The organism is Clostridium sp. CM041, from assembly GCF_055081035.1.
This window is the reverse complement of sequence record NZ_CM143648.1, coordinates 2,238,127-2,259,966: the sequence shown is the minus strand read 5'-3', so window position 1 is coordinate 2,259,966 and position 21,840 is coordinate 2,238,127. Positions and strand designations below refer to the sequence as shown.

10 protein-coding genes, 2 tRNA genes and 6 rRNA genes are annotated in these 21,840 nt (G+C 39.5%); 16 read left to right on the top strand and 2 right to left on the bottom strand.

The features are described from left to right. Positions 1–123: 123 nt before the first annotated feature. The 10 genes from ACWJJT_RS10525 (at position 124) to ltrA (ending at position 12,647) form a co-directional block, all read left to right on the top strand. On the top strand, positions 124–1,584 hold the full coding sequence (locus ACWJJT_RS10525; RefSeq protein ID WP_268064022.1) for an IS1182 family transposase: 1,461 nt from the start codon (positions 124–126) through the stop codon (positions 1,582–1,584). 561 nt (positions 1,585–2,145) lie between these two features. Beyond that, positions 2,146–2,334 (top strand): hypothetical protein, encoded by a 189-nt coding sequence (locus ACWJJT_RS10520; protein ID WP_462954711.1) that lies wholly within the window; start codon positions 2,146–2,148, stop codon positions 2,332–2,334. Positions 2,335–2,817: 483 nt separating this feature from the next. Continuing rightward, positions 2,818–2,949 carry a Tn3 family transposase gene (locus ACWJJT_RS10515; RefSeq protein ID WP_462954710.1) on the top strand — a complete coding sequence of 44 codons (132 nt, stop codon included), beginning with the start codon at positions 2,818–2,820 and terminating at the stop codon, positions 2,947–2,949. A gap of 122 nt (positions 2,950–3,071) precedes the next feature. After that, positions 3,072–3,401, top strand: coding sequence for a MerR family transcriptional regulator (locus tag ACWJJT_RS10510; RefSeq protein ID WP_462954709.1), 330 nt, complete (start codon positions 3,072–3,074; stop codon positions 3,399–3,401). A gap of 51 nt (positions 3,402–3,452) precedes the next feature. After that, a complete protein-coding gene (locus ACWJJT_RS10505; protein ID WP_462954708.1) occupies positions 3,453–3,896 on the top strand; it encodes a GyrI-like domain-containing protein in 444 nt (147 codons plus the stop codon). A gap of 21 nt (positions 3,897–3,917) precedes the next feature. Then, on the top strand, positions 3,918–4,892 hold the full coding sequence (locus ACWJJT_RS10500) for a serine hydrolase domain-containing protein (protein ID WP_462954707.1): 975 nt from the start codon (positions 3,918–3,920) through the stop codon (positions 4,890–4,892). A gap of 878 nt (positions 4,893–5,770) precedes the next feature. Continuing rightward, positions 5,771–7,289: ribosomal RNA gene (locus tag ACWJJT_RS10495) — 16S ribosomal RNA — on the top strand. Between the two features lie 292 nt (positions 7,290–7,581). Continuing rightward, positions 7,582–10,507: ribosomal RNA gene (locus ACWJJT_RS10490) — 23S ribosomal RNA — on the top strand. 158 nt (positions 10,508–10,665) lie between these two features. Continuing rightward, positions 10,666–10,782, top strand: a 5S ribosomal RNA gene (gene rrf, locus ACWJJT_RS10485). The 16S, 23S and 5S rRNA genes sit together here, the layout of an rRNA operon. 455 nt (positions 10,783–11,237) lie before the next feature. Beyond that, the gene (gene ltrA, locus ACWJJT_RS10480) at positions 11,238–12,647 is read left to right on the top strand and encodes a group II intron reverse transcriptase/maturase (RefSeq protein ID WP_258280593.1); all 1,410 of its coding nucleotides are present in this window, start codon (positions 11,238–11,240) and stop codon (positions 12,645–12,647) included. A gap of 118 nt (positions 12,648–12,765) precedes the next feature. On the opposite strand, the gene ACWJJT_RS10475 is transcribed toward ltrA, so the two are convergent. After that, entirely contained in the window at positions 12,766–13,497 is a 732-nt protein-coding gene (locus tag ACWJJT_RS10475; RefSeq protein ID WP_462954706.1) for an NAD-dependent protein deacylase, read from the bottom strand. 549 nt (positions 13,498–14,046) lie between these two features. Here ACWJJT_RS10475 and ACWJJT_RS10470 point away from each other — a divergent pair. The 6 genes from ACWJJT_RS10470 (at position 14,047) to ACWJJT_RS10445 (ending at position 20,184) form a co-directional block, all read left to right on the top strand. After that, positions 14,047–15,565: ribosomal RNA gene (locus ACWJJT_RS10470) — 16S ribosomal RNA — on the top strand. Between the two features lie 292 nt (positions 15,566–15,857). After that, positions 15,858–18,783, top strand: a 23S ribosomal RNA gene (locus tag ACWJJT_RS10465). Between the two features lie 158 nt (positions 18,784–18,941). Continuing rightward, positions 18,942–19,058 (top strand): 5S ribosomal RNA (gene rrf, locus ACWJJT_RS10460). A 5-nt stretch (positions 19,059–19,063) separates the two neighbouring features. Further along, positions 19,064–19,139: transfer RNA gene (locus tag ACWJJT_RS10455), tRNA-Phe, on the top strand. A 6-nt stretch (positions 19,140–19,145) separates the two neighbouring features. Further along, positions 19,146–19,220, top strand: a tRNA-Cys gene (locus ACWJJT_RS10450). A gap of 460 nt (positions 19,221–19,680) precedes the next feature. Beyond that, on the top strand, positions 19,681–20,184 hold the full coding sequence (locus tag ACWJJT_RS10445) for a hypothetical protein (RefSeq protein WP_462954705.1): 504 nt from the start codon (positions 19,681–19,683) through the stop codon (positions 20,182–20,184). Positions 20,185–20,630: 446 nt separating this feature from the next. Here ACWJJT_RS10445 and ACWJJT_RS10440 read toward each other — a convergent pair whose 3' ends face one another. Then, positions 20,631–21,776 (bottom strand): zinc-binding metallopeptidase family protein, encoded by a 1,146-nt coding sequence (locus ACWJJT_RS10440; protein ID WP_462954704.1) that lies wholly within the window; start codon positions 21,774–21,776, stop codon positions 20,631–20,633. Positions 21,777–21,840: the final 64 nt, after the last annotated feature.

Below are 21,840 nucleotides of genomic sequence, written 5' to 3'. Positions count from 1 at the left end.
AAAAAAATCGTCATCTAATTAAAGATGGCGATTTTTTTATATAAAAGACTAAAAAACAAAAAGGAATTTTAAAAGATATGTCGAATTAGTATAGTAGAATAAAATAAAAGGGGCTAAACTATTATGCTAAAAGGACAATTGGAAATAAAAATAAATACATACCATAGCTTATATTCGTTAATTATTCCGAAAGATAACATTTTAAAGCAAATTAATGACCTTGTTGACTTTTCATTTGTTTATGACGAATTGATGATTAACTATAGTTCATCTATGGGTAGAGGTGCTATTAACCCCATAATGCTATTTAAATATTTACTTTTGAAAGTAATATATGAATTGTCTGATGAAGATGTTGTTGAAAGAACTCTTTATGACATGTCCTTTAAATATTTTCTAAATTTAGCCCCAGAAGAAACAAATTTAATAAACTCAAGTACACTAACTAAATTTAGAAAGCTTCGCCTTAAAGACATGAATTTATTGGATTTATTAATAAACAAGACTGTAGAACTTGCTATAAAAGAGGGAGTTTTAAAAAGTAAAGCAATAATAGTTGATGCTACGCATACCAAGTCACGTTATAACCAAAAGTCAGCAAGCGAGGAATTATTGAAACGTGCAAAAAACTTAAGAAAAACATTGTACGGAGTACATCCTGGTATTAAAGAAGAGTTACCTAATAAAGTTACAACTGGAGTACTTGAAGATATTCTTGAGTACTGCAAATTATTAATTGATACCATAAACGAGAAGCCAGAAACTGCAGCAAATCCAGCTGTGAAAACTAAATTAAACTACTTAATTGAAGCTATTAATGATGACTTAGAAAATCTAAAAATATCAAAAGATGAGGATGCAAAAGTGGGGCATAAAACTGAGGATAGTTCTTTTTTTGGATATAAATCACACCTTGCTATGAGTGAAGAACGTTTAATTACAGCAGCTGTTATTACAACTGGCGAAAAAAGTGATGGAAAGGAGCTCATAACCTTAATAGAAAAAAGCCGTGAGGCTGGTATAGATGTAAATGAAGTAATTGGAGATACAGCTTATTCTGAAAAGAAAAACCTAGAATATACAAAAGAAAATAAAATTGCATTAATTTCAAGACTAAATCCTGTAATTTCACAAGGAATGCGAAAAAAAGAAGATGAATTTGAGTTTAATAAAGATGCTGGTTTATTTGTATGTCCGGCAGGTCATATGGCTATTAAAAAAGCAAAACAGGGAAAGAAGAATGTTGGTAAAAATCAAGTGCTAACCTACTATTTTAATGTAGAAAAGTGTAAAAATTGTGTTCATAAAGATGGGTGTTATAAAGAAGGCGCTAAATCTAAAACTTATTCAGTTTCAATAAAGTCAAATACTCACAAAGATCAAATAGAGTTCGAAAAAAGTGAATATTTTAAAAAACGAGCTAGGGAACGTTATATGATAGAGGCTAAAAACAGTGAACTTAAGCACCAACATAGCTATGATGTAGCAATATCGTCAGGCTTAATTAGCATGCAAATGCAAGGTGCATTATCAATCTTCACTGTGAATCTAAAGAGAATAATTAAGTTGAAAAGCATGAAATAGGGCTTTTAAAACTTAATTATAAAATAAAAAGCATGAGATATCCAAAATATGGACATCTCATGCTTTTTCTATTCAAGCTTGAAAACTCTACTAAATAAAGAGTGCTTTTTTCAGCGGCCTCAGTTATACTTAGCGGTTTTCATTGTGCGCCAGGCATGGGCGCAATCTAATGGGTGAAAGTCCCTAGCACGGGTTAATAGTGCCAAGTGCATAGCTTAAGACAAGGGTGTCCATCGTGAGATGGAATCTGAAGGAAGTTGGCGGCCAAACTCCGGTCTGACGAACAGAAACTACATATAAGGCATATGCTTGTGGGTAAGTTTGCAATACAAAACGAAGCCCAAAACTATTCGAAACAAGTGGTGTAAATGTAGCAGATAGATGGAGTGAAAGATTGCGTTCTTACCCGGGGAGATCTGATAGGTAAGTTGTGGATATGAATTTAGAAATAACAACCCATACAGTGATGTATGGCTGAACTATCAGAAGTCAGCAGACGTCATAGTACCATGCAAAACGCGTTAGCGTGGGAAGGACTGAACAATAGGAGGTTTTGGAATTTTGAAGGATACGAGAAAATATGATAAAAGCAGACAACTTCATAAAGAAGGCTCTCTACGAGAGAATAGAGTGGAACTCGAAGGTAATGTAGAAGTGCATAGTATTTCCTCTATGTCAGAAGAAGGAAGAAACGATGTGAATGAATATGATAATGGTTTACTCGAGCAGATATTATCGAGAGATATGTAAGTGGAATCTGGAGGAAGTCGGCAGGAAAACTATGGATAGAAAATTGTAGGGGATATATCAATGCTGGATATACATGGGCAGTAGATATCGATATCTCTAAGGGGCAGTGCTCGCAAAGCGTAAATTCACAACGTTAAGCCAATTATTTACAGATAAACGTTAATATTTGAATATTTCGAATTAGAACTAATATACAATAGTTCTAACTCGAAAATATATATGACATCGGTGTAAAGCATTGATATATCTAGGGTTTAATCACTAAATGATAAAGCTCTTATTTTTTTGCTCAAAATAACTTAGCTAAAGTACAATTATAGTATTGATAATAGTAACTAAGTGAGGGATAAAAATGGAAAATAATAAAAGGAAAAAAGGAATCAAAACTGTAGATCCCATAAAAAGTAAAAGAGAAACCCGGGCAGTAAAAAATTATCTATCAGGAAAAATTTAAGAAATTATATCTTAGAGAAAGGTGAGACAATGTACTCAGCTGTAAGTGATCAGTGTTCAAGATCTGGAATAGGTATTATAAATACGAATTCAAGAGATGCAATTCATATAGTTGATATAACTCTCGACCATAAAATAGAACTTGAGATTGAAGAACACTAGAGTAAAGTAATTAGTAGCAGAAACTATTTATTTTTTATAAGAGTAATTGACTTTAACCTTAGGGGAAGGTTTATTATTGTAGTTGAGGATAGATGAATATGAAAGGAGGATGAGTTGGATTTATGCTTTCAATTGGAGAGTTTTCGAAGATATGTCAAGTGTCCACCAAAACACTTAGGTATTATGCAGAGATTGATCTAATTAATTCGGAGGAAATTAACCCAGAGAATGGATATAGATATTACTCTATAAGACAGTTAGAAACAATGCTTCTTATTAATCGTTTAAAGTCGTATGAAATTTCATTAGAAGAAATAAAAACCTTTTTACAATTAGAAAAAGATCAGTTTGAAGAAAAATTAATAGTGTTGTTGAATAAAAAGAAATATGATATTCAAGCAAAGGTAGCAGCCTATGATATAATGCTGCAACAAATAAATAATGATATATAAAATCTTGAAAAAGATGAATCTGTATTTAGCGATATAAAAGATTTAGATATTATGCTTGTAGAAGTACCGACTATGTATATTTTATTAATTCGCAAATTAGTAAGTTTAGAAGAATGCAATTTAGGATATGACGTATTTTTTAATCAATTGTATAAAAGAATAGCAGAAGATGGTCTTACAACCATAGGTCCGCCAATGACAATATATCATAGTGAGGAATATTTATTTGAAAGGTATGATATTGAATTTGCAATTTCAATCAAAGAATATGTCACCGGTACAAAAGATTTTAATCCGCGATTGTGCATTAAAACCCGACTTAAAGGAGCCTATTCAGAAAATACCTCAGTATATGTGAAGCAACATGAATGGGTAGAACAAGAAAGATATTGTGTGGCAAAACCTCCATTCGATGTTTATATAACAAATCCGCTGGAAACTGAGAGACCGAAAGATTTTATCACTGATGTGTATTTACCCGTGAAGAAGGTTTGATTAATGTGATGAGGAAATAATGTGTTTAAAAAAGAATACTTTCATGGTGACTTAGAAAAATTAATAGCAAAGAAATATAAAAATATAGCAGGTATTGTTGTTGTGAAAGATAGCAACACGATTTATGAAAATTATTTCAATGGTTATAAAAGAGAGGATACAGTTCATGTTGCTTCGGTAACAAAAAGTGTATTATCTACACTGATAGGAATTGCTATTGATAAAGGATTTATAGAAAGTGTAAATCAAAAGGTGATGGATTTCTTTCCGGGGTATGGTAGCACACACGTAGATAGCAAAAAGCAAGAAATAACGATAAAACATCTTATTACAATGACAGCACCATATATTTATAAGCGGGAACCTTTTAAAGAATTATGCAGTAGTTCAGATTGGGCAAAATATGCGCTTGATTTATTAGGCGGAAAAGATGAGTGCGGTACATTCAAGTATTCTACAGCCGGAGCGCATTTATTATCTGTAATACTTACGAAAGCAACCGGAAAGACAGCAAGAGAATTTGCAAATGAATATTTATTTGAACCAATTGAAATAAAACAACTTCCAAATTATGAAGTAACTACTACTACCTATATGAATTTTATTAAGGGTAAGAATGTTTGTGGATGGGTATCTGATCCTAAGGGAAACAGTACTGGTGGTTGGGGTGTTACCTTATCAGCAGTTGATATGGCTCGATTTGGACAACTCTATTTGAATTATGGAAATTGGAATGATAAACAGATAATTTTAAGAGAATGGATTGAGGAATCTCTGCAGGATAATTCAAATTATTATGGATATCTTTGGTGGCTATTTAAAGAAGATGAATTTGCGTATTGTGCTATTGGGGATGCAGGTAACGTGATTTGTTGCCTACCAGAAAGAAATATGGTAGTTGCTATTGCTTCTAAATTTATGATGCTACCAAAAGATAGAATGAAATTAATAAAAAATTATCTACTGCAAATATTAGATAAAGAAGAAAGTATATAAGCATAATCTCCACGTCAAATTCCAGTTTGTAGAGTTAATGTAACATAATTTTAGATTCAGTTCTGTCGTATCTTTCTTATTTTATGTCATTCCATACCAGCCATAAAATAGTAGTTCGTTTTTGATTTATAGTTCATCAAAAATGGAGAGTAATATCTTATAGCTGTTTTTTCACGAATCGTTTCAATACACCATATATTTAATCTATCAGAGTTTTGGAGGTCGAAATGGCCTTACTTGTTTTGGCAAAGTTGGAATACTTGGAGTATTGATTGAGAAGCTATTTACTTTTATAAGTGGAATAGTTATTATGAAGAATCATGTAAATATATTAACATGACTATTAGTAGCAACGAATTTTGGTAAGCTGTACAAAGGTCTTATAATATTAAACAGAGTATCTAGATCATTAGTATAAATGATACTTACCCATGTGTATCAGGATGCGAAATATTGAATTATTTAGACCTATATGTAGAAATATGAATATAATCTAGCTAGAATACCTATGTTGTGAAATTATGACCTTATTTATATGATAGAATACTCCTTGTCGTCACAAACAAGTGGCACGATAAGCTAACTGTTGATAACAATTTAATATGTTTTCAAATGAAAATAATCTTTAAAAAGTTGTTGACAAAACAAGAAATACCTAGTAGAATAGTAGAAGTCGTCACATGATGACAAAGCAAGTTGGTCTTTGAAAATTAAACAGAGAAATAGGTAAAGATAGCGAAATAATATTTCGTTAAACCAGTTAATTACTTTAGTATAAAGTAAAATTTAGTCGTAAGACTAAAAGTATGTAATGAGCTTGCGAATCAACTTAACAGTTGTCGCAGATTAATCATTTCAACTAAAAAAGTGTAAACTTTTAAATTGAGAGTTTGATCCTGGCTCAGGACGAACGCTGGCGGCGTGCCTAACACATGCAAGTCGAGCGATGAAACCTTTCGGGGTGGATTAGCGGCGGACGGGTGAGTAACACGTGGGTAACCTGCCTCAAAGAGGGGAATAGCCTCCCGAAAGGGAGATTAATACCGCATAATATGTTTTGGTCGCATGATCGAAACATCAAAGGATTTTTCTTTTAGAAAATTCCACTTTGAGATGGACCCGCGGCGCATTAGCTAGTTGGTGAGGTAACGGCTCACCAAGGCGACGATGCGTAGCCGACCTGAGAGGGTGATCGGCCACATTGGAACTGAGACACGGTCCAGACTCCTACGGGAGGCAGCAGTGGGGAATATTGCGCAATGGGGGAAACCCTGACGCAGCAACGCCGCGTGAATGATGAAGGCCTTCGGGTTGTAAAGTTCTGTCTTCTGGGACGATAATGACGGTACCAGAGGAGGAAGCCACGGCTAACTACGTGCCAGCAGCCGCGGTAATACGTAGGTGGCAAGCGTTGTCCGGATTTACTGGGCGTAAAGGATGCGTAGGCGGACATTTAAGTCAGATGTGAAATACCCGAGCTTAACTTGGGTGCTGCATTTGAAACTGGGTGTCTAGAGTGCAGGAGAGGTAAGTGGAATTCCTAGTGTAGCGGTGAAATGCGTAGAGATTAGGAAGAACACCAGTGGCGAAGGCGACTTACTGGACTGTAACTGACGCTGAGGCATGAAAGCGTGGGGAGCAAACAGGATTAGATACCCTGGTAGTCCACGCCGTAAACGATGAATACTAGGTGTCGGGGGTCGAACCTCGGTGCCGCCGTTAACACATTAAGTATTCCGCCTGGGGAGTACGATCGCAAGATTAAAACTCAAAGGAATTGACGGGGGCCCGCACAAGCAGCGGAGCATGTGGTTTAATTCGAAGCAACGCGAAGAACCTTACCTAGACTTGACATCCCCTGCATAACCCAGAGATGGGCGAAGTCCTTCGGGACAGGGTGACAGGTGGTGCATGGTTGTCGTCAGCTCGTGTCGTGAGATGTTGGGTTAAGTCCCGCAACGAGCGCAACCCTTATCATTAGTTGCTACCATTAAGTTGAGCACTCTAGTGAGACTGCCCGGGTTAACCGGGAGGAAGGTGGGGATGACGTCAAATCATCATGCCCCTTATGTCTAGGGCTACACACGTGCTACAATGGTGAGTACAAAGAGATGCAAGACCGCAAGGTGGAGCCAAACTCAAAAACTCATCCCAGTTCGGATTGTAGGCTGCAACTCGCCTACATGAAGCCGGAGTTGCTAGTAATCGCGAATCAGCATGTCGCGGTGAATACGTTCCCGGGCCTTGTACACACCGCCCGTCACACCATGAGAGTTGGTAACACCCGAAGTCCGTGAGGTAACCGTAAGGAGCCAGCGGCCGAAGGTGGGATTGATGATTGGGGTGAAGTCGTAACAAGGTAGCCGTAGGAGAACCTGCGGCTGGATCACCTCCTTTCTAGGGAGTAGATGTATTGACTTCGGTCGATGCAATAGAAGAATATTAATTTGTTCTTCAAAAATATCTATTGTAATTAATCGTACCTAGTTCTCTGTTTAATTTTGAGAGACTAATTTTATCTAACTCTTAGGAGTTAGATAATGAATAGTTTTTCTTAAAATGTTCTTTGAAAATTGCACAGTGAAAAAAGTTGTTTTAAAAAAATTAAAACTACGCAAGTAGTTTATAAATTAATTTAATACAATTTCGCAAAATTAATATAACCGTCTATGTAAATAGACAGAATCAAGGTCAAGCTACAAAGGGCGCATGGCGAATGCCTTGGCACTAGGAGCCGAAGAAGGACGCGTTAAGCTGCGATAAGCTTTGGGTAGGCGCAAATAGCCTGTGATCCAAAGATTTCCGAATGGGGGAACCCACATAGTAACAACTATGTACTGCATACTGAATAAATAGGTATGCAGAGGTAGACCCGGGGAACTGAAACATCTAAGTACCCGGAGGAAGAGAAAGAAATATCGATTTCCTAAGTAGCGGCGAGCGAAAGGGAAAGAGCCCAAACCCAGGTCTTTGACCTGGGGGTTGAGGATAGATCATAAATACTGCAATTCCTTAATTGAAGATAGCTGGAAAGCTGCTCCGCAGAAGGTAATAGGCCTGTAAATGAAAAGGAAAAACAGTCAGATCTAATCCAGAGTACCACGAGACACGTGAAACCTTGTGGGAAGCTGGGAGGACCACCTCCCAAGGCTAAATACTACCTAGTGACCGATAGTGAAGAAGTACCGTGAGGGAAAGGTGAAAAGAACCCCGGAAGGGGAGTGAAATAGAACCTGAAACCGTGTGCCTACAACCGGTCGAAGCACTTTATATGTGTGACGGCGTGCTTTTTGTAGAACGAGCCAACGAGTTACGATATGTAGCAAGGTTAAGTACTTAAGGTACGGAGCCGAAGGGAAACCAAGTCTGAATAGGGCGCATAGTTGCATGTCGTAGACCCGAAACCGGGTGACCTATCCATGGCCAGGATGAAGCGGAAGTAAAATTCCGTGGAGGTCCGAACCACGTTGGTGTTGAAAAACCATGGGATGAGCTGTGGATAGCGGAGAAATTCCAATCGAACTCGGAGATAGCTGGTTCTCCTCGAAATAGCTTTAGGGCTAGCGTCGATTAATTGAGTAATGGAGGTAGAGCACTGAATGGGCTAGGGGCTGACAACAGTTACTGAACCCTATCAAACTCCGAATGCCATATACTTTTATTTCGGCAGTCAGACTGCGAATGATAAGATCCGTAGTCAAAAGGGAAACAGCCCAGACCATCAGCTAAGGTCCCAAAGTGTAAGTTAAGTGGAAAAGGATGTGGGATTTCTAAGACAACTAGGATGTTGGCTCAGAAGCAGCCACTCATTTAAAGAGTGCGTAATAGCTCACTAGTCAAGAGATCCTGCGCCGAAGATGTCCGGGGCTAAAACTTACCACCGAAGCTATGGGTGTACACAATTGTGTACGCGGTAGAGGAGCTTTCTGTACTGGCTGAAGTCATACCGTAAGGAGTGGTGGACGGTACAGAAGTGAGAATGTTGGCATGAGTAGCGAGAGTTAAGTGAGAATCTTAACGGTCGAAAACCTAAGGTTTCCTGAGGAAGGCTCGTCCTCTCAGGGTTAGTCGGGACCTAAGCCGAGGCCGAAAGGCGTAGGTGATGGACAATCGGTTGATATTCCGATACCACCAATGGACGTTATTAGAAATGGGATGACGCAGGAGGATAAGATGTGCACACTATTGGATGTGTGTCTAAGCATTTAGGCGGAGCAAGCAGGCAAATCCGTTTGCTCTTAACGCTGAGATGTGATGGGGAAGGGAATTTATTCCTGAAGTATCTGATTCCACGCTGCCAAGAAAAGTCTCTATCGAGGATATTGGTGCCCGTACCGCAAACCGACACAGGTAGGTGAGGAGAGAATCCTAAGACCATCGGAAGAATTGTTGTTAAGGAACTCGGCAAATTGACCCCGTAACTTCGGGAGAAGGGGTGCCTACGAAAGTAGGTCGCAGAGAATAGGCCCAAGCAACTGTTTAGCAAAAACACAGGTCTCTGCTAAAGCGAAAGCTGATGTATAGGGGCTGACGCCTGCCCGGTGCTGGAAGGTTAAGGGGATTAGTTAGCGCAAGCGAGGCTATGAACTTAAGCCCCAGTAAACGGCGGCCGTAACTATAACGGTCCTAAGGTAGCGAAATTCCTTGTCGGGTAAGTTCCGACCCGCACGAATGGCGTAATGATTTGGGCACTGTCTCAACAACACATCCGGCGAAATTGTAGTGCAAGTGAAGATGCTTGCTACCCGCGATTGGACGGAAAGACCCCGTAGAGCTTTACTGTAGCTTAGCATTGAATTTCGGTATTGTCTGTACAGGATAGGTGGGAGACTGAGAAACATGGGCGTCAGCCTGTGTGGAGTCATCCTTGGGATACCACCCTGACAGTACTGAGGTTCTAACTGGAGGCCATGAATCTGGTCACAGGACATTGTTAGGTGGGCAGTTTGACTGGGGCGGTCGCCTCCAAAAAAGTAACGGAGGCGCCCAAAGGTTCCCTCAGCGCGGTTGGAAATCGCGCGAAGAGTGCAAAGGCAGAAGGGAGCCTGACTGCGACACTTACAAGTGGAGCAGGGACGAAAGTCGGGCTTAGTGATCCGGTGGTACCTCGTGGGAGGGCCATCGCTCAACGGATAAAAGCTACCTCGGGGATAACAGGCTGATCTCCCCCAAGAGTCCACATCGACGGGGAGGTTTGGCACCTCGATGTCGGCTCGTCGCATCCTGGGGCTGAAGTAGGTCCCAAGGGTTGGGCTGTTCGCCCATTAAAGCGGCACGCGAGCTGGGTTCAGAACGTCGTGAGACAGTTCGGTCCCTATCCGTCGCGGGCGTAGGAAATTTGAAGGGAGCTGTCCTTAGTACGAGAGGACCGGGATGGACAAACCTCTGGTGCACCAGTTGTCACGCCAGTGGCATCGCTGGGTAGCTATGTTTGGAAGGGATAAACGCTGAAAGCATCTAAGCGTGAAGCCCACCCTGAGATGAGATTTCCCATAACTCGCACGTAAGTGCGATGTTAGTAAGACTCCTGGAAGACCACCAGGTTGATAGGTTAGAGGTGTAAGCATGGTAACATGTTCAGCTGACTAATACTAATAAGTCGAGGGCTTGACCTAAATATATAATTAGAAATAACGCGATATACTTCTTTTACAGGAACTATTTCTTTCGTAAGAAAGAAACTAAGCTTCTGACAAAGGAAGAAGCGAGGCTTTGAGCGTGAGCGAAAAGACTAATTCACTGTGCAATTTTCAGAGAATATTTATATTCTCAATCTGGTGATTATGGCATGAAGGTAACACCCGTTCCCATACCGAACACGAAGGTTAAGCTTCAATGCGCCGATGGTACTGCAGGGGTGACCTTGTGGAAGAGTAGGTTGTCGCCAGGTAAGAAAAAACCGCTAAGTTATACTTAGCGGTTTTTATTGTGCGCCCGGCATGGGCGCAATCTAATGGGTGAAAGTCCCTAGCACGGGTTAATAGTGCCAAGTGCATAGCTTAAGACAAGGGTGTCCATCGTGAGATGGAATCTGAAGGAAGTTGGCGGCCAAACTCCGGTCTGACGAACAGAAACTACATATAAGGCATATGCTTGTGGGTAAGTTTGCAATACAAAACGAAGCCCAAAACTATTCGAAACAAGTGGTGTAAATGTAGCAGATAGATGGAGTGAAAGATTGCGTTCTTACCCGGGGAGATCTGATAGGTAAGTTGTGGATATGAATTTAGAAATAACAACCCATACAGTGATGTATGGCTGAACTATCAGAAGTCAGCAGACGTCATAGTACCATGCAAAACGCGTTAGCGTGGGAAGGACTGAACAATAGGAGGTTTTGGAATTTTGAAGGATACGAGAAAATATGATAAAAGCAGACAACTTCATAAAGAAGGCTCTCTACGAGAGAATAGAGTGGAACTCGAAGGTAATGTAGAAGTGCATAGTATTTCCTCTATGTCAGAAGAAGGAAGAAACGATGTGAATGAATATGATAATGGTTTACTCGAGCAGATATTATCGAGAGATAATATGAATAAAGCATATAAAAGAGTAAAAGCCAATAAAGGAAGTCATGGGATTGATGGTTTGACAGTAGATGAACTTCTACATTATCTAAAAGAGCATGGACAAGAATTAAGGCAATCATTATTAGAAAGTAGATATAGACCTCTAGCCGTAAGAAGGGTAGAAATACCAAAACCTGACGGTGGAATTAGGCTACTTGGAATACCTACTGTATTAGATAGAGTTATTCAGCAAGCGATATCACAAACTCTAATACCAGTATATGAAAAGAAATTTTCTGATAATAGTTACGGTTTTAGACCTTTAAGAAGTGGAAAACAAGCTGTTGAAAAATGTAGGGGATATATTAATGCTGGACATACATGGACGGTGAATATAGACCTTTCTAAATACTTTGATACGATAAATCATGATAAATTAATAAGGATACTATCGGAAGATATTAAAGATAGTAGAGTAATTTCTCTGATACGAAAGTATCTACAAAGTGGAGTGATGATAAATGGGGTATTTATGAATACAGAAGAAGGAGCACCTCAAGGCGGGCCTTTGTCCCCATTATTAAGTAACGTAATGTTACATGAACTCGATGTAGAACTAACAAAACGAGGACTAAACTTTTGTAGATATGCTGATGATGCGAATATATACGTCAAAAGTGAGAAATCAGCAAATAGAGTAATGAAGAGTATTACGAGATTTATTGAGGAAAAGTTAAAGCTTAGAGTGAATAAAGAAAAGAGTACAGTAGATAGACCTTGGAAACTTAAATTTTTAGGATTTTCATTTTACCGGGCAAAAGGTGAATACAGAATGAGAGTTCCTCAAAAACCTATAATCAAATTCAAAGCAAAGCTAAAAGAATTAACTTCAAGAAGTAATGCGATGAGCATGAAATATAGGTTTATGAAACTTAAGCAAGTGATAGTTGGATGGATAAATTATTTTGCTATTGCAGACATTAAAAGTATTCTTAAAACACTTGATGAATGGTTAAGGCGAAGAATTAGAATGTGTTTTTGGAAACAATGGAAAAAGATTAAAACAAAATATGGGAACCTTGTTAAATTAGGAATACCAAACAATAAAGCTTTGCAATATGCAAATACAAGGAAAGGCTATTGGAGAACATCCAATAGCCCTATATTAAACAAAACATTGACCAATAAATACCTTAAAAATATAGGATTAGTTTCTATATCTGAGACATATTTATTAAAACATTAATTTCTATTGAACCGCCGTGTACCGAACGGTATGCACGGTGGTGTGAGAGGTCGCTAAATAAATTAATTATTTAGCTCCTACTCGATTGGTTAAAAAAATAAATTTATATTCAACTAAATTAAAATTTACATACTGTACTTAAAACTTTACCTATACTATCATGAATTACTAAATTTGCTTGTTTGTCATAAGGGGTAGAAGACTTGTTAATAAGAATTAAATTATTTCCTGTGAAATATTTTATGAGATTTGCAGCGGGGTATACCACAAGAGACGTGCCACCCACAATCAGTGTATCAGCAATACTTATCGCTTTAATAGAGCTATTCAAGACGGACATATCTAAACTTTCTTCATAAAGAACTACATCTGGTTTAATAATACCACCACAGACATTACATTTAGGAACTATGGTTTTACTATTTAGCATATAATTTAAGTTAAAAAAATTATTGCATTTCATACAGTAATTTTTACGTATAGATCCATGAAGTTCGTATACAGTTTTGGATCCTGCCATTTGATGCAAACCATCAATATTTTGAGTGATTATAGCTTTTAATTTATTCTTTTCTTCTAGGGTAGATAATGCAATATGCGCATCATTGGGAATTGCATCTTCAAAAATCATGTTGGATTTATAAAATTTAAAAAAGTCCTCGGTATGATTTATAAAAAAAGAATGACTTAAAATAACTTCAGGAGGAAATTTCAAATCAGTTTCTATATTATATAGACCCTTTGCAGAACGGAAATCAGGAATACAACTTTCTGTAGATACGCCTGCACCTCCAAAAAAAACTATACTAGCAGTGTTTTTTATAATTGTTTTTAATAATCCATAGCACATAAGCTCAACTCCTTAACTATAGTATAACAGTCTAAAAAAGTTAGTTGTTGTTAATAAGTAAATAAAATATAATAGGAACTTCAAAATCTACAAATATAGTTAAAAAACTATATACTTATCCTAGTGTATCAATATGTGATATTATTAGAATTAATAGTGAATAGTGGAGATAAATGAGAATAAATTGAATATATGAGCCATAATTCAAATATACGATTATTTTGTTGTGTTAAAATAATTCTTGTCGTCGAAAGAAAGTGATGATGTCGGGTTTGAGGATGTTAACATATAAAAAAGTGTTGACAAAATTAAAACTAAACAGTAAAATAGTAGAAGTCATCACATGACGGTAGATACAAATAACAAATTGGTCTTTGAAAATTAAACAGAGAAATAGGTAAAGATAGCGAAATAATATTTCGTTAAACCAGTTAATTACTTTAGTATAAAGTAAAATTTAGTCGTAAGACTAAAAGTATGTAATGAGCTTGCGTAACAACTTAACAGTTGTCGCAGATTAATCATTTCAACTAAAAAAGTGTAAACTTTTAAATTGAGAGTTTGATCCTGGCTCAGGACGAACGCTGGCGGCGTGCCTAACACATGCAAGTCGAGCGATGAAACCTTTCGGGGTGGATTAGCGGCGGACGGGTGAGTAACACGTGGGTAACCTGCCTCAAAGAGGGGAATAGCCTCCCGAAAGGGAGATTAATACCGCATAATATGTTTTGGTCGCATGATCGAAACATCAAAGGATTTTTCTTTTAGAAAATTCCACTTTGAGATGGACCCGCGGCGCATTAGCTAGTTGGTGAGGTAACGGCTCACCAAGGCGACGATGCGTAGCCGACCTGAGAGGGTGATCGGCCACATTGGAACTGAGACACGGTCCAGACTCCTACGGGAGGCAGCAGTGGGGAATATTGCGCAATGGGGGAAACCCTGACGCAGCAACGCCGCGTGAATGATGAAGGCCTTCGGGTTGTAAAGTTCTGTCTTCTGGGACGATAATGACGGTACCAGAGGAGGAAGCCACGGCTAACTACGTGCCAGCAGCCGCGGTAATACGTAGGTGGCAAGCGTTGTCCGGATTTACTGGGCGTAAAGGATGCGTAGGCGGACATTTAAGTCAGATGTGAAATACCCGAGCTTAACTTGGGTGCTGCATTTGAAACTGGGTGTCTAGAGTGCAGGAGAGGTAAGTGGAATTCCTAGTGTAGCGGTGAAATGCGTAGAGATTAGGAAGAACACCAGTGGCGAAGGCGACTTACTGGACTGTAACTGACGCTGAGGCATGAAAGCGTGGGGAGCAAACAGGATTAGATACCCTGGTAGTCCACGCCGTAAACGATGAATACTAGGTGTCGGGGGTCGAACCTCGGTGCCGCCGTTAACACATTAAGTATTCCGCCTGGGGAGTACGATCGCAAGATTAAAACTCAAAGGAATTGACGGGGGCCCGCACAAGCAGCGGAGCATGTGGTTTAATTCGAAGCAACGCGAAGAACCTTACCTAGACTTGACATCCCCTGCATAACCCAGAGATGGGCGAAGTCCTTCGGGACAGGGTGACAGGTGGTGCATGGTTGTCGTCAGCTCGTGTCGTGAGATGTTGGGTTAAGTCCCGCAACGAGCGCAACCCTTATCATTAGTTGCTACCATTAAGTTGAGCACTCTAGTGAGACTGCCCGGGTTAACCGGGAGGAAGGTGGGGATGACGTCAAATCATCATGCCCCTTATGTCTAGGGCTACACACGTGCTACAATGGTGAGTACAAAGAGATGCAAGACCGCAAGGTGGAGCCAAACTCAAAAACTCATCCCAGTTCGGATTGTAGGCTGCAACTCGCCTACATGAAGCCGGAGTTGCTAGTAATCGCGAATCAGCATGTCGCGGTGAATACGTTCCCGGGCCTTGTACACACCGCCCGTCACACCATGAGAGTTGGTAACACCCGAAGTCCGTGAGGTAACCGTAAGGAGCCAGCGGCCGAAGGTGGGATTGATGATTGGGGTGAAGTCGTAACAAGGTAGCCGTAGGAGAACCTGCGGCTGGATCACCTCCTTTCTAGGGAGTAGATGTATTGACTTCGGTCGATGCAATAGAAGAATATTAATTTGTTCTTCAAAAATATCTATTGTAATTAATCGTACCTAGTTCTCTGTTTAATTTTGAGAGACTAATTTTATCTAACTCTTAGGAGTTAGATAATGAATAGTTTTTCTTAAAATGTTCTTTGAAAATTGCACAGTGAAAAAAGTTGTTTTAAAAAAATTAAAACTACGCAAGTAGTTTATAAATTAATTTAATACAATTTCGCAAAATTAATATAACCGTCTATGTAAATAGACAGAATCAAGGTCAAGCTACAAAGGGCGCATGGCGAATGCCTTGGCACTAGGAGCCGAAGAAGGACGCGTTAAGCTGCGATAAGCTTTGGGTAGGCGCAAATAGCCTGTGATCCAAAGATTTCCGAATGGGGGAACCCACATAGTAACAACTATGTACTGCATACTGAATAAATAGGTATGCAGAGGTAGACCCGGGGAACTGAAACATCTAAGTACCCGGAGGAAGAGAAAGAAATATCGATTTCCTAAGTAGCGGCGAGCGAAAGGGAAAGAGCCCAAACCCAGGTCTTTGACCTGGGGGTTGAGGATAGATCATAAATACTGCAATTCCTTAATTGAAGATAGCTGGAAAGCTGCTCCGCAGAAGGTAATAGGCCTGTAAATGAAAAGGAAAAACAGTCAGATCTAATCCAGAGTACCACGAGACACGTGAAACCTTGTGGGAAGCTGGGAGGACCACCTCCCAAGGCTAAATACTACCTAGTGACCGATAGTGAAGAAGTACCGTGAGGGAAAGGTGAAAAGAACCCCGGAAGGGGAGTGAAATAGAACCTGAAACCGTGTGCCTACAACCGGTCGAAGCACTTTATATGTGTGACGGCGTGCTTTTTGTAGAACGAGCCAACGAGTTACGATATGTAGCAAGGTTAAGTACTTAAGGTACGGAGCCGAAGGGAAACCAAGTCTGAATAGGGCGCATAGTTGCATGTCGTAGACCCGAAACCGGGTGACCTATCCATGGCCAGGATGAAGCGGAAGTAAAATTCCGTGGAGGTCCGAACCACGTTGGTGTTGAAAAACCATGGGATGAGCTGTGGATAGCGGAGAAATTCCAATCGAACTCGGAGATAGCTGGTTCTCCTCGAAATAGCTTTAGGGCTAGCGTCGATTAATTGAGTAATGGAGGTAGAGCACTGAATGGGCTAGGGGCTGACAACAGTTACTGAACCCTATCAAACTCCGAATGCCATATACTTTTATTTCGGCAGTCAGACTGCGAATGATAAGATCCGTAGTCAAAAGGGAAACAGCCCAGACCATCAGCTAAGGTCCCAAAGTGTAAGTTAAGTGGAAAAGGATGTGGGATTTCTAAGACAACTAGGATGTTGGCTCAGAAGCAGCCACTCATTTAAAGAGTGCGTAATAGCTCACTAGTCAAGAGATCCTGCGCCGAAGATGTCCGGGGCTAAAACTTACCACCGAAGCTATGGGTGTACACAATTGTGTACGCGGTAGAGGAGCTTTCTGTACTGGCTGAAGTCATACCGTAAGGAGTGGTGGACGGTACAGAAGTGAGAATGTTGGCATGAGTAGCGAGAGTTAAGTGAGAATCTTAACGGTCGAAAACCTAAGGTTTCCTGAGGAAGGCTCGTCCTCTCAGGGTTAGTCGGGACCTAAGCCGAGGCCGAAAGGCGTAGGTGATGGACAATCGGTTGATATTCCGATACCACCAATGGACGTTATTAGAAATGGGATGACGCAGGAGGATAAGATGTGCACACTATTGGATGTGTGTCTAAGCATTTAGGCGGAGCAAGCAGGCAAATCCGTTTGCTCTTAACGCTGAGATGTGATGGGGAAGGGAATTTATTCCTGAAGTATCTGATTCCACGCTGCCAAGAAAAGTCTCTATCGAGGATATTGGTGCCCGTACCGCAAACCGACACAGGTAGGTGAGGAGAGAATCCTAAGACCATCGGAAGAATTGTTGTTAAGGAACTCGGCAAATTGACCCCGTAACTTCGGGAGAAGGGGTGCCTACGAAAGTAGGTCGCAGAGAATAGGCCCAAGCAACTGTTTAGCAAAAACACAGGTCTCTGCTAAAGCGAAAGCTGATGTATAGGGGCTGACGCCTGCCCGGTGCTGGAAGGTTAAGGGGATTAGTTAGCGCAAGCGAGGCTATGAACTTAAGCCCCAGTAAACGGCGGCCGTAACTATAACGGTCCTAAGGTAGCGAAATTCCTTGTCGGGTAAGTTCCGACCCGCACGAATGGCGTAATGATTTGGGCACTGTCTCAACAACACATCCGGCGAAATTGTAGTGCAAGTGAAGATGCTTGCTACCCGCGATTGGACGGAAAGACCCCGTAGAGCTTTACTGTAGCTTAGCATTGAATTTCGGTATTGTCTGTACAGGATAGGTGGGAGACTGAGAAACATGGGCGTCAGCCTGTGTGGAGTCATCCTTGGGATACCACCCTGACAGTACTGAGGTTCTAACTGGAGGCCATGAATCTGGTCACAGGACATTGTTAGGTGGGCAGTTTGACTGGGGCGGTCGCCTCCAAAAAAGTAACGGAGGCGCCCAAAGGTTCCCTCAGCGCGGTTGGAAATCGCGCGAAGAGTGCAAAGGCAGAAGGGAGCCTGACTGCGACACTTACAAGTGGAGCAGGGACGAAAGTCGGGCTTAGTGATCCGGTGGTACCTCGTGGGAGGGCCATCGCTCAACGGATAAAAGCTACCTCGGGGATAACAGGCTGATCTCCCCCAAGAGTCCACATCGACGGGGAGGTTTGGCACCTCGATGTCGGCTCGTCGCATCCTGGGGCTGAAGTAGGTCCCAAGGGTTGGGCTGTTCGCCCATTAAAGCGGCACGCGAGCTGGGTTCAGAACGTCGTGAGACAGTTCGGTCCCTATCCGTCGCGGGCGTAGGAAATTTGAAGGGAGCTGTCCTTAGTACGAGAGGACCGGGATGGACAAACCTCTGGTGCACCAGTTGTCACGCCAGTGGCATCGCTGGGTAGCTATGTTTGGAAGGGATAAACGCTGAAAGCATCTAAGCGTGAAGCCCACCCTGAGATGAGATTTCCCATAACGCGTGTTTTTAACACAAGTTAGTAAGACTCCTGGAAGACCACCAGGTTGATAGGTTAGAGGTGTAAGCATGGTAACATGTTCAGCTGACTAATACTAATAAGTCGAGGGCTTGACCTAAATAAATAATTAAAAGTAATGCGATATACTTCTTTTACAGGAACTATTTCTTTCGTAAGAAAGAAACTAAGCTTCTGACAAAGGAAGAAGCGAGGCTTTGAGCGTGAGCGAAAAGACTAATTCACTGTGCAATTTTCAGAGAATATTTATATTCTCAATCTGGTGATTATGGCATGAAGGTAACACCCGTTCCCATACCGAACACGAAGGTTAAGCTTCAATGCGCCGATGGTACTGCAGGGGTGACCTTGTGGAAGAGTAGGTTGTCGCCAGGTAATGTGGCTGGATAGCTCAGTCGGTAGAGCAGAGGACTGAAAATCCTCGTGTCCCTGGTTCGATTCCTGGTCTAGCCACCAAGTTATGGCGCTATAGCCAAGCGGTAAGGTCAAGGTCTGCAAAACCTTTATTCCCCGGTTCAAATCCGGGTGGCGCCTCCAAAACACTTTGTAAATATTACAAAGTGTTTTTTTGTGCTGCGCCCAGAATGTTTGTGGAGTCAATAGGATGAAAAGGGCCATCTAAGCTAACTAACGGAGGAGTGTACAATAAATGTTTAAACATAATTACACGAGGTCTACCAACTTCATTATTTATTATAGTAAATGGTAAAGGTTCGTTTGTTTTAGATATGCTCAGTTCATTTTTTAGTGGACATAAATATATAAAATATCTACATTATTTATTAAAAATAAGAAATATAGCGAAAAAGCTAGAAATACCTATACTGATACATATGTATTAGTATAAGTAACGTATATGGGCATATATTATGGTATACGCACTATAGTGAGCTTAGCATAAGTAGATTAATATATGAAATGCTAGTATAATCACATATGTTGGTCACAAAACTATTTGTATTTAGCATTTTTAATTGATTTAGGGGGTCTGGCTTTCATGTATAAAGAGATGGTTCAAAGAAAAAAAATTTCAGCTATAATATTGTTGTTTATTACATTAATTGTATTTATATGCTTATCAGACGTATTCCCTAAAGTGAGTATAGGCAGAATAAATATTAAGACGTTTGTAACTATGTTCTTTAATACACTAATGATTGCTCTTTGTTATATGGAGTTTTCAAAATGTAAGGTTAAGTATAAGTATTCAATTGTAGCGGATCAATTCATTATTCATAAAATAAAAGGTGAAGAGGTTAAAATACTAGAAGATATTAAATTAAAGGATATAGATTATATTGGTAAATATAGAAACTACAGTGCAGATGTTCATATTAGTAGCAGTAAAAAGTATATTTGTTCTACGTTTATTAGGAGTAAGTTTTGTTGTATATATAAAGTAGGAGATAACTTTAAAAAGTTTTATTTTGAGCCTAGTGATGGTCTTATGAATAAAATTAAATTACTAAAAGAAAAAGCATATTTTAAAAATAAACAATAGATATATATAAGAAGTATAATTGAGCTATGATTATACTTCTTTTTTAGTGTGCCCGGCATGGGAAATTAACTAGGTAGAAAGTCCACAGTGGGAGACTGTAGTTACCAACCAATAGCTAAAGGCAAGGTATCAAATGTGAGGGGTGAGCTCAAGGAGGCCATAGGTAGGGTTCCAACCTAAGGAATACGAACATTTGATGAATAATAATGTATCATTTGTAAAAAAGAAACTATTTATTGAAGTAAATGGTGAGAAACAAAGGTAGACCAAGTATGGAAATTAAGTTTCTTGAGTTTTCATTTTATAGATCCAAAGATGGAGTTAGGGTGTATAATTCATCCAAAATCTATTACCAAGATGAGAAAGGGATGTTGGATAATTTCCAACATCCCAATTATGAGTCGCTCATTAACAAATGATACTTTAAAGAAACATTTATTTGCATACTATTTTAATTCAAGTCCAATTTCTTTTAATAAATCTTCTTTCTCAATAATGTCGAGGCCAGTTAAGGCAAGGGCTTGTGCAGCTTTTATCATATTATTTTTACAAAAATCTGTTTGAGTTTCTAGAGCAAATGCGGGTGAGGGGCAACTCAGCGAGGAATCTTCTGTAATAGATATGGATGGATATATGCATGGAGTAATATGACTTATAGAACCTATTCCCAGACCATATAGAGTATTTTTACAACAAGCAATATCGATGATTCCGCATTCTTTTAAGTTGTGTGTAAATATTCTTGATAAAGATTTATTAGTCAAAAGCTCTTGTGAAGGCAATTCAAATATACTTATTTCTCCGGTTATATTCATTATTTGAGATAGTGATTGAATAAAGGTTATAATAGTTTTTTCTAGAGATTTAGCTTCTTTTAGGCTAGGAGCTTTCAAATAAAATTTAGCCTCTGATTCAGAAAATTCATTAATGCATGAAGAGGCATTTTCTATAGAAATGCTATCAATAAAATACCTGTTGTGCAATCCTTTTAATAATTGGCTTAGTGTATTAAGTATAAATAAATAGGCATCCAAAGATGAAAGGTTACTAAGAACTTTATTATTAATATTAATAGTTTGATGACATTTAAGTTTAAGTGGAATTGTAGCCATAGAGGTACCGCTTTCTGCATTGCTTGTATCACAGTGAGGAGCAATAATAGCATCCATATCATCAAAACATTTTTCCTTTGCTAAAGATAATTCTGCGCCATTTGTGTACTCGCCTGGGCATCCTAATAGAATTACACTTCCACCGCTTTTAGATATTACTTTTGATAATCCTAATGCTGCCGCAATAGAAATGCTAGCATTCACGTTATTACCAAAAATATGACCTACATTTTCACTAGATGTGTATTTGCATATATAGCATATCTTAGGGTGGCCATTTCCATATTGAGCATAAAAAGAAGTAGGAATATTAGAATAGTTTTCTTGTATTTCAAAATCATGAGTTTTTAACATGTTTATTATGTAAGAATAACCTTTATACTCTTTATAACTCGTTTCAGGGTTAGTATAAAGATAATTTGATAAATTATGGATATCTTCTTTTATGCTGCTTATATAACTTATAATTTCTTGTTTCATAGCTTCGCTCCTTTCAAAATGTTCATACCTATTAACACATTTAGTATAACCAAAGGTATACAAA

What these genes read in the sequence shown, in the direction of transcription:
- ACWJJT_RS10445 (WP_462954705.1), top strand. Translation starts at nt 19,681, where the DNA reads ATGTATAAAGAGATGGTTCAAAGAAAAAAAATTTCAGCTATAATATTG.
- ACWJJT_RS10440 (WP_462954704.1), bottom strand. Translation starts at nt 21,776, where the DNA reads ATGAAACAAGAAATTATAAGTTATATAAGCAGCATAAAAGAAGATATC.
- ACWJJT_RS10510 (WP_462954709.1), top strand. Translation starts at nt 3,072, where the DNA reads ATGCTTTCAATTGGAGAGTTTTCGAAGATATGTCAAGTGTCCACCAAA.
- ACWJJT_RS10505 (WP_462954708.1), top strand. Translation starts at nt 3,453, where the DNA reads ATGCTTGTAGAAGTACCGACTATGTATATTTTATTAATTCGCAAATTA.
- ACWJJT_RS10475 (WP_462954706.1), bottom strand. Translation starts at nt 13,497, where the DNA reads ATGTGCTATGGATTATTAAAAACAATTATAAAAAACACTGCTAGTATA.
- ACWJJT_RS10515 (WP_462954710.1), top strand. Translation starts at nt 2,818, where the DNA reads ATGTACTCAGCTGTAAGTGATCAGTGTTCAAGATCTGGAATAGGTATT.
- ACWJJT_RS10525 (WP_268064022.1), top strand. Translation starts at nt 124, where the DNA reads ATGCTAAAAGGACAATTGGAAATAAAAATAAATACATACCATAGCTTA.